Origin of the sequence: Hymenobacter arizonensis, assembly GCF_900115775.1 — a bacterium.
GTDB classification, from domain to species: Bacteria; Bacteroidota; Bacteroidia; order Cytophagales; family Hymenobacteraceae; genus Hymenobacter; species Hymenobacter arizonensis.
The window spans coordinates 544,522-560,155 of record NZ_FOXS01000002.1 but is presented as its reverse complement, the minus strand read 5'-3'; the positions used below and the strand labels follow the sequence as shown (position 1 = coordinate 560,155).

Here is a 15,634-nt window from a genome sequence, read left to right as displayed (position 1 = left end):
AGCTCTAGCGGCGTTTCCGGTTGGATTTGGCCGGCGTTTTGGCCCGGTTTTGCTTGGCGAGGCGCGCTTCTTCCTCGGCGACTTTTGCGGCCAGCCGCTCCTGCTGCCGCCAGTAAAGCAGCGGCATCCAGCAGAACATGGCTATCATAAAAATCCAGTAGTTGGCGGCTAGGTCATTAAAAAACAACGTCTGGTAAATACCGATTACCATCGCCACCACCCCCACCGACAACAGAACGGTGCGCAAAAGAGCTTTGTCAAAAATCATGGCAATGGGGAGTTAGTAAGTAATTGTAGTGAAGCCCAATCAACTGGTAGCGGCATGAAACAAGCCCGCTAACCTGTGAATGAGTTCTGAAAACCCGGCATAGGCCCGTGTGCCTTCAGCCTGGCAAACGAGGGGCGCAGCGCCGGCGTTCCGCTCTTTGTTGCCCCAAGCGCACTGCCTAAGGCGCCGGAGCCGATTGCGGCACCGCGAACACGCCCTTCGGGTTGAAAATGCTGTACCGCGAAAAGTCCTGGTTTGCCCGCAGCCCGTAGCCCGTTAGGTATTCCTGGGGCGTGGTCACCTTCACAAACATGGCCGAATCGGTATAAATCAACTGCTTGGTCATGTCGAAGAACAGCTCTTCGGTGTTGAGGCGCTGCTCCTGCGGCACGTTCACCACGCGCACATCGCCGCGCATGATGTAGAGGTTCTTCGCCTTGTCGAGCTTGCCGTAGTTGGCGGTGAGCGTATTGACCACCGTCTTGGTATTGTCGGCCGAATAAAACGTCACCTTCACGCCTTTGGGGTAAAGCACGTCGCTGTTTTCGAAGCGCTGCTCCAGCGGCGCCGTGAGCTGTAGCTTCAGCTTGGCCGAGTCGCTGTACAGCGTCCGCACGTTGGTCGTTTCCATCAGCGGGCCCGTGTACTCCAGCCGGGGGCCGTTGGCCGCCTTCTTGTCGCAGCCCGTCAGGCCCAGTACGGTCAGCAATGCTCCGCTTGCCCAGCTATGCCGAAGTCCTTGCACTGCGTTTGGTGGTTTCGTGATGATGGCTACTGCAAGCGCCGCTTGATAAACCAGCGGTTGTTAAGCGTGACACCCAACTGGCCCCGGATGTAGCTTTCCCGCACGTTGCTGGTGCCGGCAGCAGCATTGAGCACGTCGGTATTGCCGCGCACGCCATAGGTGAAGCCCAGGCTAAACGTGGTGGACTCCAGGGGCGTGGCCGTAGGCAGCGGAAAGGCAAACCCCCAGCTCACGGCCCGGTCATACAGCGTTTGACCATCAGGCTGGTACGGCATCTGGGCCACGCTCAGGCCCGCCCGATACGTCACACGCTTGAAGTAATGGTCTACCGAGCCCGGGTCGGGCGCTATTTCGCCCCCAATGCCCACCCGCATGGTGTTGGACAGTGGCGTACCTACCTGACCAAAGCTGTTGAACTTCGACCAGTCCTGCCGGGAAGCATCCACGTTGAGGCTCCAGTTTTTGTCGTTGTCGAAGCTCACCCCCACCTGGGCTAGCGTGGGCACGTAGGCGGAGCCGCGCTGGTCGCTCACGGTGCTGGTGTTGCCGAAGGGCGTACCATCGAGTCTTTCCTGCTGCTGGGTCACGGTCTGCTGGCCGTTCAGGTTGTGGCCGAAGCTGTAAACGCCCGCCAGGTTCATGCTTAGCGACTTGGCCAATTTGGCGCGGTAGTGAGCCCCCGCCCGGAATGCAAAATCTGAGTAGCGCGTGCTGGTTTGGTTTATCGAGTTCAGGGGCTGGGCGGCGCTGTTGGTAATCTGCACAATGGTGCCCGTGCTTTCGTCAACTACTCCGAACACGTAGGAGGCGGTTACGCCCACCGTAAAAGCTTTGGTGATGCGAAAGCCCTGGCCGAAGTACGCTTCCGCCACGCCGCCGCTGCCCCGGTACTGCTTCAATACCTGAGCCGGGTCCGTGGTTGGGGCACCCACTACGTCCTGAATAACGTTCGATTCGTAGCTCACCGAGCTAAGGGGCTTCAGGCCCACGGCAGCGCCCCATTTGCTGCCCAACGGCACCGACAGGGCAAAGTAGCCCAGGTTGGCGCTCCCGCTCCGGATAGCCGAGTTGGCATTGCTCACGGTTTTATACTGTCCGTTGTAGCCGGCTTCAAAAGTGGTGCGCCCCGTGTAGTAAAGCAAAGCCGGGTTTAGCTCATTGACATTGGTTGAGTTTGGCGCCGCCAGCCCTACTCCACCCATGCCCACCTGGCGCACCCCGCCGGTATTGGCGTTGAATTCGCCCAAGCCGATACGGGAATAGGGCGAGTTGCCCAAGCCCTGCGCCTGCGCACTGCCCGCTACCAACACTCCTGCCAACACCATACCCAAACGCAGGCAACCCATCTCTTTATTTGACAACATGATAAGCTAAAATCCGATTAAGGCCGAGCAGCACCAGCTCGGGCACAACAAAGATACGAGCCGGGAGCCGGGCCGCCAGAAAAGCAGCATCGCCCCCCGTCAGCAACACCCCAAGGCCGGGGTATAGTTGCTGGTACTGAGCAATGAAACCCGTGATTTCGGCCACGGCGCCGTTCACCACTCCGCTCAGCAAGCTACTGGTAGTGGAGTCGCCCGTGAGCGGAATCGTTGCATGGCCGCGTGGCAGTTCCAAAAGCGGCAACCGCCCCGTGAACGTATGCAAGGCCCGAAATCGCATATGTAGCCCCGGGCCGATGCTGCCGCCGTGGTAGGTGCCATCGGCCGTCACCACGTCCATCTTCAGGGCCGTGCCGGCATCGACGATGAGCGTGGGCTGGCCCGGCCGCAAGCCCGCCGCGCCCACGGCGGCAGCCAGCCGGTCGGCTCCCAGCGTATGGGGCGTGGCGTAGGCATTGCGCAGCGGAATGGCTGTGGTGGCTGGTGAAAAGGTCAGGATTTCGCCGGGCACCACTGCTCGCAGCTCATCGGCCCGCAACGCAGCGTCTTCCGCCACCGAGGCAATGATGACGTGCTGAGGCTGCCAGCGCTGCACCACGGCCAGTACCTGTGCGGCCGTGAGGCCCGCCGCCATCTCGCACAGCGTGGAGCCGTCGAAACAGCCAGCTTTAACGGCAGTGTTGCCGATGTCGAGGGCTAGGGTGCGCAAGTGGGATTGTTAGAGATAAAATGTGCTCCTGAGTTAGAATACGCACAACATTAAGAACGTCATGCAGAGCGGAGCGAAGCATCTCGCGCGGGATAGTAAGCCCATTGATTGAGTTACTACCCACGCGAGATGCTTCGCTCCGCTCTGCATGACGTTCTTTTTGCTCTTACGCTTTGGCTTCGGCTTCGGCTTACAGGAAGTACTTCATGCGAATTACCTCCTGCTCGCTCAGGAAGCGCCACTTGCCGCGGGGCAGGTCCTTCTTGGTCAGGCCGGCGTATTGCACGCGGTCCAGGGCCACCACTTCGTAGCCGAGGTGCTCGAAGATGCGGCGCACAATGCGGTTGCGGCCGATGTGAATTTCAATGCCCACAAAGTGCGGGTTGCCCGCTACCACGGCCACGTCGTCCACAATGGCTTTGCCGTCTTCCAACTCCAGGCCTTCGGCAATCTTACGCAGGTCGTCTTCGGCCAGGGGCTGGCTCAGCTCGACTTGGTAAATTTTCTTGTTTTTGTGCGAGGGGTGCGAGAGCTTCTGGGCTACTTCGCCGTCGTTGGTGAAGAGCAACAGGCCCGTCGTGTTCCGGTCGAGCCGGCCCACGGGAAATATCCGCTCTTTCGAAGCGCTGGCCACCAGGTCCATCACGGTGCGGCGGCCTTCGGGGTCTTCGGTAGTCGTGATGAAGTCCTTGGGCTTGTTCAGCAGCACGTACACCGACTTCTCGCGGTTGAGGTTGGTTTTGCCATACTGCACGGTGTCGGTGGGCTGCACTTTGTAGCCCATCTCCGTCACCACTTCGCCGTTTACTTTGATTTCGCCGGCGGCAATCAGAGCATCGGCCTCGCGGCGCGAGCAAATACCCGCGTTGGCGATGTAGCGGTTCAGGCGCAGCTCGTCGGTGCCGAAATCTTCGTCTTCCTCGCGGCGACGCTTGTTGCCGCGGGTTTTGTCGTTTTCGTAGTGCTTCAGGTTTTTGTAGTCGGGGGCCTCGCCGGGGCGCTCGCCGTAGCGGGGCTTGTCGGCGCGGTTATCCTGAATCACGGGGCGGGCAGCGCGGGGCTTGTCCACGCTGGCACCATAGCCGGTGCCCGAACGGCGCACGCTGCGCTCCTGCGCTTTCAGGGCTTCGCGGCGCTCGGCAAAGCTGCCGGGTGCGGGCGTCCACTTCTCGGTGCTGCGCTTTTCGTAGCCGCCGCGCTCGCCAGTGCTGCGGCCAGCGCCGGCGGCGTAGTTGGTATTCTCCCGCTTGCCAAAGGCACCGGGCGTGAACTTCCGGCCAAAGGCCGCTTCGTCGCCGCGGCGGTCAGCATCGCTGCCACCAGCAAAATCACCACGCCGCTCGGTGCGCTCCTCACGGGGCTGGGGCGGGTTGGCTTCGAACGGACGCGCCGACCGGATGGGCCGGTTCGGGCCGCGCTCTTCGCCACGCTGGAAATCTTCCGACTCGCGGGGCGTGCTGCGACCAAAGCTGCCAGCATTGCGTGGGGTGCTGGTTTCGCCTGCCTCGTTGGGGTTTTGCTTTTGGAACTTGCGGTTGCGCTCGCCAGGCAAGCCGCGGGGCACGGCCTTCTCGCCTTCGCGGCGATAGGGCTGACCGTTCCAGTTCTCCTTGGGCTGGTACTCCCGGATGGGGCGAGCATCGGCTGCACCCGCGCCGCGCTGGTCGCTGCCGAAACCACCCCGCTCGCTGCGGTCGTTGCGCTCCGGACGGTCGGCGGTGCGGCCGTAGCTAGTGCCGGTGCGCTGCTCCTTACCTAAGCGCGGACGCTCGGGCCGGTCGCCGCCGGGGCGGAAGCTGCCTTGCTCGCGCTGGCCATACTCCCGGCCCCCGCCGAAGCTTTTGCCGCCGCCAAAGCCACCGTTGCTGCCTTCGCGGTTGGCACCGCCGTAGCTGCTGCCGTAGGGGCGCTTCTCGCCGTCGCCGAAGCTACGGCCGCCTCCAAAGGCTCCGTTCGCCGGACGACCAAAGGCGCCATTGGTAGCGGGGCGCCCGAAAGCGCCGTTCGTGGCCGGACGTCCATTGCCAGGCCGGGCCGCGGAGTAGCCGCCGCGCTCACGGTCGTTGCCACGCTCACGGTCGCTGCCACGGCCAGCCGGGCCCGACCGCTCGCTCTTGTTGCCGAAGCCACCGGGGCCTCCTGCATTGCGGCCGCCGCGACGGTCCGACTTATCTTCTGAATTATGTTTCTTGCCCATGGGGTCTGTTTGCTTGCCGTATCGCTACGGTATGATAAAAAACGTGGTTGTCCGAGTTGCATTCAACCGACTGTGGAGCTAAAGCCCTCAGGCAGCAAAATGATTCACTCAATATAAAAGCAAAAGCCCGAACCTGCCAGCCGGCCGCCGCAGCGCCGGCCCACAGATTCGGGCCTCGAGCCTCCGCGCGTATTAGTCGCGGCGGGCCATTTTGGCTTCGATGGAATGCTGGGTGTGGGGTACTGCGCGCAGGCGCTCCTTGGGAATCAGCTTGCCGGTGCCGATGCACACGCCGTAGGTGCCGTTCTTGATGCGGACCTGGGCGTTTTCAAGCTGCTGGATAAACTTCATCTGGCGCGAGGCCAGCTGGTTCATGCTTTCTTTCTCGGCCGTGTCGGCGCCGTCTTCCAGTACCTTGGCCGACGAAGCGGTGGTGTCGGTGCCGGAGTCGTTGCTGCGGTTCAGGGTCTCCTTGATGAATGCCAACTCCTTGCGGGCCGCCGTCAGTTTATCCTGGATAATCTGGTCAAACTCGTTCAAGTCTTCCCGGGAATAGCGAATGTTGTCGTCGTTCATCGAAAGGGGTAAAAAAGAGGTAAGGGCAATATTAGGCAATCACAGGGAAATCGTTCCAGGCAATGCATCGGCAACACGGCCGGCTGCTGAATGGTTTGGCAGGCCCTAATCGGCCCTTTCCCCCACGAGCTAAAGCCGTTGCATGCTTGTTTTTGCGGCTGCAAAGTTACAAACGGTAACCCGCTTTTCCTTCGGTTACTAAAAGCCTAACATTTGGATGGCAGCGACAGCGGCTTCCACTCCCTTATTGCCGTGCTTGCCACCCGCCCGGTCCCAGGCTTGCTCCAGGGTATTGGTGGTAACGAGGCCAAAAATAACCGGCTTGTTGAACTTCAAGCCCACCTGCGTGATGCCTTGAGCCACGGCGTGGCAGATGTAGTCGTCGTGCTTGGTTTCGCCCTGAATCACGACGCCGAGGCAAATCACGGCGTCCATCTCATCGTGCTGGGCCAGAAACTGCGCCCCTAACGTGAGCTCGAAGCTACCGGGCACGGTGTTGCGGTAAATGTTTTCGGCGTTGGCGCCGTGCTTGATGAGGGTATCGTAAGCGCCGGCACTGAGCACGTCGGTTATTTCACGGTTCCAATCAGCCACCACCAACCCGAAGCGCTTTTCGCTGATGTCGATGAAGGTGGAAGCGTCGTACTCGCTCAGGTTTTGAAGAGAAGTTGCCATTCGTGGGGTTAAATGCAGTCATCCTGAACGCAACGAAGGACCTTATCACGGTGGAACGGGTTTCGTTCGGGTGCGACAAGGTCCTTCGCTGTGCTCAGGATGACAAGGTAATCGTCCTGATTATTTCGCGCCTTCCAGCTTGGCTTTGTACTGGCGGGCTTCCGCTACTTCCTGGGCCGTGGGAAATTCGTTGATGATGCGGTCGTAGGCTTTCATGGCGCCTTCGTTGTCGTTGGCTATTTCGCGAGCCACGCCTTCTTTCAGCAAGTAGCCGGGCGAGAAGTACTCGTTAGCGTTGTTGTCGGCGGCTTTGGCGTAGAGGTCGGCGGCTTCCTTGGGCTTGTTCAGCTCCAGTTGGGCATCGCCCATCAGGGCGTAGGCGCGGCTCTGCACGAGGTAGTCGTCCGAGCTGAAGTCTTCGAGGTAGTCGATGGCCTCTTTGTATTTCCCCTGCTTCAGCGAAGCCACACCAGCGTAGAAGTTGGCGAGCTTGCCGGCCTTGGTGCTGCCGTACTCCTGCGTCACGGTCACCAGGCCGGGCGCTTTGCCGTCGCCCTTGATGGCCTTGTTCAGCGAATCGGCTTCCCAGTGGTTCACGGCGCGGAACATGCTGGCCTGCGCTTTTTCGTCCTGCTGGTTGCGCCAGGTGTAGAATGCAAAAGCCCCTACCACCGCCAGCACTACCGCAGCCAGAATGCCGAGCAGGACGTTGCGGTTGTTGCGCACGAAGTCCTCCGACTCAACCAGCCGCGCCGCTAGGGCGTCCGGGTCTTCCAGCAGCGGGTTCTCCGCCGGCTGGTTTTCAGACGTGAGGTTTTCAGCAGGCGCCAGTGGGTCGGCCGGAACGTTCTGCGCGGGTTGCCCCTGGCGGGCCTGCTGGCCCTGCTGGCTTTTGCCAGTGTAAGGAATCTTTGACATACTTAAGAAGCTGTTAGCTATTAGCTGTCAGCTTTTAGCTTTTTAATTAAAAACAAAGGCTTGATTTTACTCTGCAAAAGCTAACAGCTAGGGGCCATGAGCTAACAGCTATTTCAAGATTAGTCGTGGATGTAGGGATAGTCGGCCTGCACGTAAACGTCCTTGTACAGTTCGTCGGGGGTAGGGTAAGGCGACGTTTCGGCAAACTCTACCGATTCGGCTACCTGCGCTTTGATGCGCTCGTCGATGGCTTCGAGGTCGGCCTCGGTGGCCATGTTCTGGGTGAGTAGGGTATGCCGCACGCCTTCGATGGCGTCGCGCATGCGGTAGTCCTCCAGTTCCTCCTTGGTGCGGTACTTGGCGGGGTCGCTCATGGAGTGGCCCTTGTAGCGGTAGGTCTTAAACTCGAGCAGCGTGGGGCCGTCGCCGCTGCGGGCGCGCTCGGCGGCACGGGCCACTGCCTCGTGCACGTCTTCCACCCGCATGCCGTTCACCGGCTCCGACGGCATGTCGTAGCTCAGGCCAATCTTGTAGAGGTCGGTCACGTTCGAGGTCCGGGCCACCGAGGTGCCCATGGCGTAGCCGTTGTTCTCAATTACGAAGATGACGGGCAGCTTCCACAGCATGGCCATGTTGAAGGCCTCGTGCAGGGCACCTTGGCGCACGGCGCCGTCGCCCATGTAGCAAATGCAGAGCTTGCCGGTCTTGTTGTATTTCTCGGCAAAGGCAATGCCGGCACCCATGGGCACCTGAGCGCCCACGATGCCGTGGCCGCCCATGAACCCAACCTCCTTGTCGAACATGTGCATGGAGCCGCCCTTGCCTTTCGAGCAACCGGTGGCTTTGGCAAACAGCTCGGCCATGATGGCATTGGGCGAAGTACCCAGGGCCAGCGGGTGGGCGTGGTCGCGGTAAGCGGTGATGTACTTGTCGCCTACTTCCAGGGCAGACACTGCCCCGGCTACGCAGGCCTCCTGGCCGATGTAGAGGTGGCAGAAACCTTTAATCTTTTGCTGGCCGTATAGCTGGCCGGCTTTGTCCTCAAACTTGCGCATGAGCTGCATTTGCTCGTACCAGCGCAGGTAGGTCTCCTTGGGGAAGTTCGACTCGGCGGCTTCTTGTTTCGAGAGGTCGGTACCCGAGGCGGCCATCGTGGGCTCGTCGGTGCCAGGCATCACGGGGTCGGGCTGCTTGCGGGTAGCGGCGGCAGCTTTGCCTTTCGCCTTGGTTGCTGAACCGTTGGCTGCAGGCGTTTTTTTAGATGCAGCTTTTACTTTCGTATCTGCCATAGCAAGTTTAAGGAAAAGAATAATTCGCGTTGGGAGGGCGAAATTACGTAAAAGTGCTGGCAATACCGAACCTTATGACCCTCGACTCCCTTCAGCTACTTTTTTTTAAAAATTACGACGACGCCGCGCTTCGTTTATCCCCTGGCCTTAACTGCTTCATTGGCGACAATGGAAGCGGGAAAACGAATCTACTCGACGCCATTCACTACTTGTCGCTCACTAAGAGCGCAATAACGTCGTCAGACGCCCTTTGTATTAAGCAAGGTGCTGATTTCTTTGTAGTTAAGGGAAATTTTTCATCTGATTCAGCTCCTGAGCACGAAACCATACAGGTAAGCCTGCGGCTGGGCCAGAAAAAGACCCTCACCCACAACAAGCAGCTCTACGAGCGCATGGCCGACCACATTGGTAAGTACCCCGCCGTCCTCATCTCCCCCTACGACACGGACCTGATTCGGCAGGGCAGCGAGGAGCGCCGCAAGTATTTCGATAGCCTGATGGCCCAGCTCGACCATGCGTACTTGGAGTTGCTCATTTCATACAATGCCCTCCTACGTCAACGCAATGCCGTGCTCAAGCAAGGCGACCGCCCAAATCATGGCTTCGACCGCGATTACCTGCTTGCCCTTGACGAGCAGCTGGCCCCGTTGGGCGAACAGATAACAGCGCTGCGGGAAGCATTCCTGGCGGAGTACGTCACCATCTTTCAGCGGCATTACCAGCAACTCGCCGATGGCCGGGAAGTCGTTACGCTTACCTACAAAAGCCAGTTGGTTGGAGCTGACTTTGCTCAGTTGCTTCGAAGCAATGAGCGCCGCGACTTTGCTCTGCAGCGCAGCACCACTGGCTCGCACCGCGACGACTTCGTCTTCCTGATGGATGAGTTGCCGGTTAAAAGCCACTCGTCGCAGGGCCAGCAGAAGTCTTTCGCCATCGCCCTAAAACTAGCCCAGTTCGAGATGTTGGCATCGAAGCGGCACCACAAGCCTTTGCTCCTCCTCGATGATATTTTCGACCGGCTGGACGACAAGCGCATTGCCCGGCTACTTGAGTTGGTAGCTGATGAGACTTTTGGGCAAGTGTTTTTGACTGACACCAACCTGGAGCGCACCGACCAGGCCCTGGCGCGCGTCACCATTCCCATCCTCCGCTTCCGCGTGTTGGACGGTACGGTAGCGCCCGTTTAGGCGCTACCGTGGCTACCTTTGCGGCACCAAAACAGGGGCTATCTTGCCCCTTTCTTTTGGCCTAACTCTACCGTGAAAAAACCCTTCTCCCCTTCTCGCTCCGGCGACATTTCCCTTAAGGAAGGCCTCGAAGCTTTGGTGCGTGCCTACCGGCTCCAGGGCAAACTCAACGAGGTAATGGTGGTATCCAGTTGGGAGCGGGTGATGGGCAAGGCGGTCGCGTTGAAGACCCAGGAGGTGTATGTCAACCAAGGACGCCTTTTTGTGCGCCTTACTTCCGCTCCCCTCAAACACGAGTTGGTAATGGCCAAGACGCGGGTGGCCGAACTCATCAATGCCGAGGTTGGTGAGACCGTTATTAAAGAAGTGATTTTTCTCTAAGCTGGGTTTCTATCCCTCCCACTTCCGGGCTCATTTTGACGCTGGCCTCGCCGGAGCGGATTGCCATGATGCGCCCTCGCCCGGTGCTGTGCTGGGTCTCGCTAATCCTATCCACGACGGAGGTCTAGTCTTCTTTCGTATTGAGGTTTGCTGTCCTCGACAGCCCTTAGTCCAGTCTGCTTAGAAGCTATCTGAAAAGTGCCCACCCTCTAAAAAGGCCATCATGCTTTGAGCTTGTCGAAGCATTTCTCCCGCTTCGTTTCGAGGACCAAGCGAAACGGTGGAGGTGCTTCAACAAGCCAGCATGACATCTAATTCATTTTCCGGGGAGGCTCTATGTGCGGCTTCAGCTGGCTCAATTCGGCAAGGCAAAACAAGGCGATATTTGACTCGAATTGTGGATTGCCAGCCGATATACGAAGGGCCTATCCTGACCCGCAGATGTGTCCACCAAGCCCGATGGATTCGTTGCCGCTACTCAATAAAGGCTGCTAGCATAGCCTCATAAATTGATGTCTGGTGACCGTATAGTTGGCGCTGTTACATCTGCTCAAGCCCCGTCGTTTAGGACAAAAATGTTTCACGTGGAACATTTTTGTCACTTGGGCCCATACACCTTTAGCAATAACTCATTGTAGGCCTCTAAAAGAGCTATGTACTTCGCTTGGAGTAATAAAAGCTGCTTAGATGGGTCAGAATCGATGTTTTGCGTGGATGTTACACGGGGTGTAACAGATTGTGTAACGGCAGCTTTTTGTAAAGGTGTTACGAATGGCAATGAAGATTGTTGTACAACTGTAAAGTCGTTCGAAAAATCATGATTTATAATGTCACCGATACGTTTTACGAAGTTGTAATCAATTGTCTCTTCTTTGAATTTACGATAAATGGTAGGGCGTGTAATACCCAATTCCTCTACGATACGCGTAATGGAAATACCGCTGTTTTTGATGGCTTCTTGCAGGATTTCCCCTTGGTGTGGCATATTAAACGAGTTGCGTAACGCTTATGCAAATATGTCAAATGTGTACGGATTAAACAAACTTGTACAGATAATAAAATTACAATTTACGTACACGTTTGGACATTTTACAAGTGATACACTTGTATCGAACACATGAAACACATGTAACATCAGTACGTTACACGCGAATTATGTAACGCCAATGCACCACTGCATTTAACACCAATAAAAAAGCCCTCCTTTGATGCCTGGGGCATTTCGAAGGGGGGCAATGGAGTATGTACCAAATCTGGGGTCACTGATAGTAGGTGGTCCGCATGGAAATGAGACGGTCCGGATAGTCTGTAGCTATACCGTCTACTTGCAGAGCAAGCATGCGTTTCATGTCGGAGCGGTCGTTTACAGTCCAGGGCACGAGGCGGAGGCCGGGGTAAGATGAACGAAGCAGCGCAACCGCCTCTGGGGTGACAGTGGTGAAGTCGGGCCCGAAGGCAGTGGGCACAAAGCCAAGTTGGGTGAGATGGTGAGTCCAGGCTAGCTCATCTTCTACCAGAAGGCATGTAGACAAACCGGGCAGTTGCTGATGAGCGAGCTGAAGAATACGCGGGTCGAAACAAAGTAGGGTGGTACGGTCTAGCACCTGGGCAGAGGCCAGCTCAGCCAGTACCAAAGCCAGGAACTGCGCAGGCGCCGGATGCAAAATGCCATCGCCCTCCGGGCTGCTTTTTATCTCGACAGAATACCCAACCGGGGCACGGCCCAATGCGCGAGCAGCAGCCTCGATGGCAACCAGTGCTTCCTTGAGCAGGGGCTTGAAAGCCGGCCCTGGCACTTGCTCAGGAAACGTTGGATGGCCTAGCTGCCCGCAGTCGCACCGCCGGATATCGGCGTACAGCATCTTGTATAGATTGTGCTCGTGGGCCGTATCTGAAGCGACGGGCTGGCCATGCACATCAAGGCAGATGCTCGGGTTCAGCCAGGGCTCGTGCGAAACGACTACTTGCTTATCGGCAGATACGACTACATCGAGTTCGATAATATCGACCCCGAGGGCGAGGGCGTGCAGAAAGGCCGGCAGGGTGTTTTCGGGACGAAGGCCGCGGCAACCGCGGTGCCCGTGCACTTCCACGGGCCGAACAGGCATGGATGCACTGAGGAGGTTGGGCATATATAAAGGGTAAGCGAAAGACTAAAGTCGAACGCAAAAGGTCCGGAAACTGCCGGGACAATTACGAGCGTTGGCTATCCATACGAGAACCCAAATAGAAACCGGTGATTGAGGTAATTTTGCAGCTCATTCTAACGCTTACGCTTTCATGAAAAGACTTCTGCTATTCGTCCTGCTGCTAGCCCTGGTTGCCGGCGGATACTATTACTACCGCAGCCTCAAGCAGGGCCCACAGGGCGCGTTGGTGGCCGCCGCCGCCGCTGTGCAAACCCACGACATGGCTGCGTTTGAGAAATACGTAGACGTGAGCAGCGTGACCGGACATCTCGTGGACGACATCTCTCAGCAAGGCTCGGTGCTGTCCTCACTGGTACCCGGCGGCAGCCTGATGATGGGCGGGGCCATGCGCATGCTCAAGCCAGCCCTGGCTAAAGCAGCACACCAGGAAGTGCAGCGCTACGTAGAAACCGGCTCGCTGGAAGAGGCAGCAGCAGCGGCTCCGAAACATGTGGTTAATGTTTCACTCACCGGGCTGGTGGGCAAAGTGGTGAGCCCCGACAGCCAGTTTAAGGGCATCAAGTACAGCCGGGAGGAAGGCGACAATGCCTTTGTGGGCCTCGAGGTTTCGCAGCCCAAATACGACACCACGATGGTGGTGGAAGTGAAGCTGCGCCGCGTGGGCGACCACTGGCAGATGACGCAAATCACGAACGGGGGCGAGCTCCTGCGGGGCGTGGCCCAGCTTGAAAAGAAGCGCCTGCTGAACCGCTAGGGTTGGAAGAAAAACCTACCGCAAACAAAAAGCCCCGGCCAGATTTGGCCGGGGCTTTTTGTTTTATCAACTCTTGGTAAGACCTGCTACTTGCGGCCCGAGAAGAGGAAGTAGATGATGGAACCACCGAAAGGAAAGAACCAAATGATAAGGCCCCAGATAATTTTCTTGCCAATGGACCAGTCCTGCTTGATGAGGCTGAGAAAGGCGAAGACGGCAAAAAGGAGGTAAACAATACCCACGATGCTGAGCGTGCCATCGTCGCGCCTGCCACTACCACAAGCCGTGAGTAGAACAGAAGTGAACAAGCTCAGTAGCAGGGCCAGCGAGGGGATACGATTGCTAAGGGAAGTGAGAAAACGCATTGCGAAGGGATTTAAGTTGGAAAGGAAACAGGCGCTTGCCTATCTGCCCCCTCTTACGCAAACATCTTCAAATGGATATAGGAAAAGTCTCTTTTTTATATTTAAAATACTGATTATGAGAGTTTTGCTTGAATGAATTGGCTGATTTGCATGATAAACTCAGGTCCGGCTGCAGGCATAAGGGCCAGCATGAGCACGACGCCGTAGAGGGCGCCGTAGAAGTGGGCGTCGTGGTTGATGTTATCGCCCCGGCGGCGGCCCATGTACCAGGAATAGGCCAGGTAAAGGAAGCCGAACAGGAAGGGCTGGATGGGAAACGGAATGGGGAAGATGATGATGCCGCCCCCGCTGTTGTTGACCGGAAACAGCAGGATGCTGGCAAACACCACCGACGACACCCCGCCCGAAGCCCCGAGGCTGCGGTAGCCCGGGTCGTTGCGGTGCTGGAAGTAGGTGGGCAAATCGGAGATGATGATGCCGCCCAGGTAGAGCAGCAGGAACAGGCCAATGCCCGCGCCCGGCCCGTAGTTGCCGGCTAACGTTCCCAGCACAATGGGGCTGAAGGAGTAGAAGGCAAACATGTTGAAGAGCAGATGGGCCCAGTCGGCGTGCAGGAAGCCGGAGGTGAGCAGGCGATGCCACTGCCCGCCGGTACGCGCCATAAGGTAAGGGTGCATTATCCAGGACTCCATCAGCTGGCTTTTCGACCAGGCGTAGGCAGAGATGGCGACCGTGAGGCCGATGAGGATTAGAACAGGGTTGAACACGAAACGCCGGAAAAGGGTGGGTAATGAAAATCGGATACAGGGCCGCAGCACGCGCGCATCAGCAGGTACCGGCAGTAGAACGCAGGGGCTGAAGCAAGCGCTATGCTAGCTCTCGCGGTCCATGAGCTGGAGTGCGAGGTGATGCAGCGGCTCTTTGCGCGCTGCGGGCGCCGCTACGCGCTCCAAATGCTGCAGGGCATCCTGGAAGTAGTCGTTGATGAGAGCTTCCGTCTGAGGTCGAATTTCGAGCTCGTCGTAGATGGCGCGCACGGCCGTGACCTTGGCGTCGGCATCGGTGACGGGCTGGGCGATGAGCTGGCGCAAGATGGTTTGCTGCTCGGCGTTGGCCTGGGCCTGGGCGGTGAGGAGCAGAAACGTCTTTTTATCGGATACGATGTCGCCGCCCACGCGCTTGCCGAAGGTGGCGGCGTCGCCATACACGTCGAGCAGGTCGTCGCGCAGCTGGAAGGCCAGGCCGATGTCGGTACCGAACTGGCGGAGGTGGTCGGCATCTTCCTCGGAGGCGCCGGCGAGGCGGGCACCCAGCTCCAGGCAGAAGCCGAGGAGGACGGCTGTTTTCAGGCGAATCATGTCCAGGTATTGCGGGATGGTTACCTGGGCTTCGGTCTCGAAGTTCATGTCCCACTGCTGGCCTTCGCAGACCTCGGCGGCCGTCTGGCCGAAGCGGCGGAGCACGGTGGGGAGTAGCGTCGGCTCCACGTCCAGGAACAGTTCGTAGGCCCGCACCAGCATCACGTCGCCGCTGAGGATAGCTACATTGGGATTCCACTTCTCGTGCACGGTGGCTTGGCCGCGGCGCAGGGGCGCCTGGTCCATCAGGTCGTCGTGGAGCAGGGTGAAGTTGTGGAAGACTTCGGTGGCCACAGCGGGCTTGAGGATGGGCGTCAGCTCGTCGGTGAAGACATGGGCGCCGAGCAGCGTGAGCAGCGGCCGGATGCGCTTGCCCCCAAGCCCCATGATGTAGCGGATTGGGGCGTAGAGGGTATCGGGTTGCTCGCCGTAGTTAAGTTGGGCGAGGGCGGCAGTGATTTGAGCGGGGAAGTCGGCTGGGGTCATAGTGCGTGCAAAGAACGGATAGCGCCGTCGAACCCATGCGGTGGAACCTCACCCCTGCCGGGCACGGCCCCGGCCCCTCTCCCGTGGAGAGGGGAACCGAGAGGCATTGAATAGATAAACCCGACACTAGTATTCTAACAAAAAAGCCCCGACTCTGGATTGAGTCGAGACTTAAAATCGTCAGGCTCCCCTCT

General features: G+C 58.3%; 17 protein-coding genes. 3 read left to right on the top strand and 14 right to left on the bottom strand.

Translation table 11 applies throughout. The annotated features are described in order from the left end of the window. Positions 1–4: 4 nt before the first annotated feature. The 9 genes from BMZ66_RS08705 to pdhA all read right to left on the bottom strand — a co-directional run bounded on the left by BMZ66_RS08705 (position 5) and on the right by pdhA (position 8,621). Positions 5–268 (bottom strand): hypothetical protein, encoded by a 264-nt coding sequence (locus BMZ66_RS08705; protein ID WP_092671214.1) that lies wholly within the window; start codon positions 266–268, stop codon positions 5–7. Between the two features lie 178 nt (positions 269–446). After that, positions 447–977: an LPS export ABC transporter periplasmic protein LptC gene (gene lptC / locus BMZ66_RS08700; RefSeq protein ID WP_092671211.1), complete on the bottom strand. Its 531-nt coding sequence runs from the start codon at positions 975–977 to the stop codon at positions 447–449. A gap of 62 nt (positions 978–1,039) precedes the next feature. Then, positions 1,040–2,377 (bottom strand): BamG family beta-barrel-assembly machinery protein, encoded by a 1,338-nt coding sequence (bamG, locus tag BMZ66_RS08695; protein WP_143080118.1) that lies wholly within the window; start codon positions 2,375–2,377, stop codon positions 1,040–1,042. Beyond that, on the bottom strand, positions 2,364–3,104 hold the full coding sequence (locus BMZ66_RS08690; protein ID WP_092671204.1) for a type III pantothenate kinase: 741 nt from the start codon (positions 3,102–3,104) through the stop codon (positions 2,364–2,366). The genes bamG and BMZ66_RS08690 overlap by 14 nt, the downstream gene beginning before the upstream one ends. 190 nt (positions 3,105–3,294) lie before the next feature. Continuing rightward, a complete protein-coding gene (locus BMZ66_RS08685) occupies positions 3,295–5,301 on the bottom strand; it encodes a pseudouridine synthase (protein WP_092671201.1) in 2,007 nt (668 codons plus the stop codon). 192 nt (positions 5,302–5,493) lie between these two features. Continuing rightward, a complete protein-coding gene (locus BMZ66_RS08680) occupies positions 5,494–5,877 on the bottom strand; it encodes a TraR/DksA family transcriptional regulator (protein WP_092671198.1) in 384 nt (127 codons plus the stop codon). A gap of 198 nt (positions 5,878–6,075) precedes the next feature. Continuing rightward, positions 6,076–6,552, bottom strand: a complete 477-nt coding sequence (gene ribH, locus BMZ66_RS08675; RefSeq protein ID WP_092671195.1) for a 6,7-dimethyl-8-ribityllumazine synthase — start codon at positions 6,550–6,552, stop codon at positions 6,076–6,078. Positions 6,553–6,672: 120 nt separating this feature from the next. After that, complete coding sequence (locus BMZ66_RS08670) at positions 6,673–7,470, bottom strand: tetratricopeptide repeat protein (protein WP_143080117.1); 798 nt, start codon at positions 7,468–7,470, stop codon at positions 6,673–6,675. Positions 7,471–7,589: 119 nt separating this feature from the next. Further along, complete coding sequence (gene pdhA, locus BMZ66_RS08665; RefSeq protein ID WP_092672950.1) at positions 7,590–8,621, bottom strand: pyruvate dehydrogenase (acetyl-transferring) E1 component subunit alpha; 1,032 nt, start codon at positions 8,619–8,621, stop codon at positions 7,590–7,592. A gap of 212 nt (positions 8,622–8,833) precedes the next feature. Here pdhA and recF point away from each other — a divergent pair, with 212 nt between their 5' ends. Continuing rightward, positions 8,834–9,946, top strand: coding sequence for a DNA replication/repair protein RecF (gene recF / locus BMZ66_RS08660; RefSeq protein ID WP_092671192.1), 1,113 nt, complete (start codon positions 8,834–8,836; stop codon positions 9,944–9,946). A 72-nt stretch (positions 9,947–10,018) separates the two neighbouring features. Next, positions 10,019–10,327, top strand: a complete 309-nt coding sequence (locus BMZ66_RS08655) for a DciA family protein (RefSeq protein WP_092671188.1) — start codon at positions 10,019–10,021, stop codon at positions 10,325–10,327. Between the two features lie 598 nt (positions 10,328–10,925). On the opposite strand, the gene BMZ66_RS08650 is transcribed toward BMZ66_RS08655, so the two are convergent. Continuing rightward, on the bottom strand, positions 10,926–11,312 hold the full coding sequence (locus BMZ66_RS08650) for a helix-turn-helix domain-containing protein (protein ID WP_092671185.1): 387 nt from the start codon (positions 11,310–11,312) through the stop codon (positions 10,926–10,928). A 274-nt stretch (positions 11,313–11,586) separates the two neighbouring features. Next, complete coding sequence (locus BMZ66_RS08645) at positions 11,587–12,459, bottom strand: glycerophosphodiester phosphodiesterase family protein (RefSeq protein ID WP_234795041.1); 873 nt, start codon at positions 12,457–12,459, stop codon at positions 11,587–11,589. Between the two features lie 148 nt (positions 12,460–12,607). Between BMZ66_RS08645 and BMZ66_RS08640 the strand changes: the two genes are divergently transcribed. Then, positions 12,608–13,231 (top strand): hypothetical protein, encoded by a 624-nt coding sequence (locus BMZ66_RS08640; protein WP_092671182.1) that lies wholly within the window; start codon positions 12,608–12,610, stop codon positions 13,229–13,231. A gap of 86 nt (positions 13,232–13,317) precedes the next feature. Here the strand turns inward: BMZ66_RS08640 and BMZ66_RS08635 are convergent, their stop codons facing one another. From BMZ66_RS08635 to BMZ66_RS08625, 3 genes are all read right to left on the bottom strand, one after another. Next, positions 13,318–13,596, bottom strand: a complete 279-nt coding sequence (locus BMZ66_RS08635) for a PLD nuclease N-terminal domain-containing protein (RefSeq protein ID WP_092671179.1) — start codon at positions 13,594–13,596, stop codon at positions 13,318–13,320. A gap of 113 nt (positions 13,597–13,709) precedes the next feature. Beyond that, the gene (locus BMZ66_RS08630; protein ID WP_234795040.1) at positions 13,710–14,363 is read right to left on the bottom strand and encodes a rhomboid family intramembrane serine protease; all 654 of its coding nucleotides are present in this window, start codon (positions 14,361–14,363) and stop codon (positions 13,710–13,712) included. Positions 14,364–14,468: 105 nt separating this feature from the next. After that, entirely contained in the window at positions 14,469–15,440 is a 972-nt protein-coding gene (locus BMZ66_RS08625; RefSeq protein WP_092671176.1) for a polyprenyl synthetase family protein, read from the bottom strand. Positions 15,441–15,634: the final 194 nt, after the last annotated feature.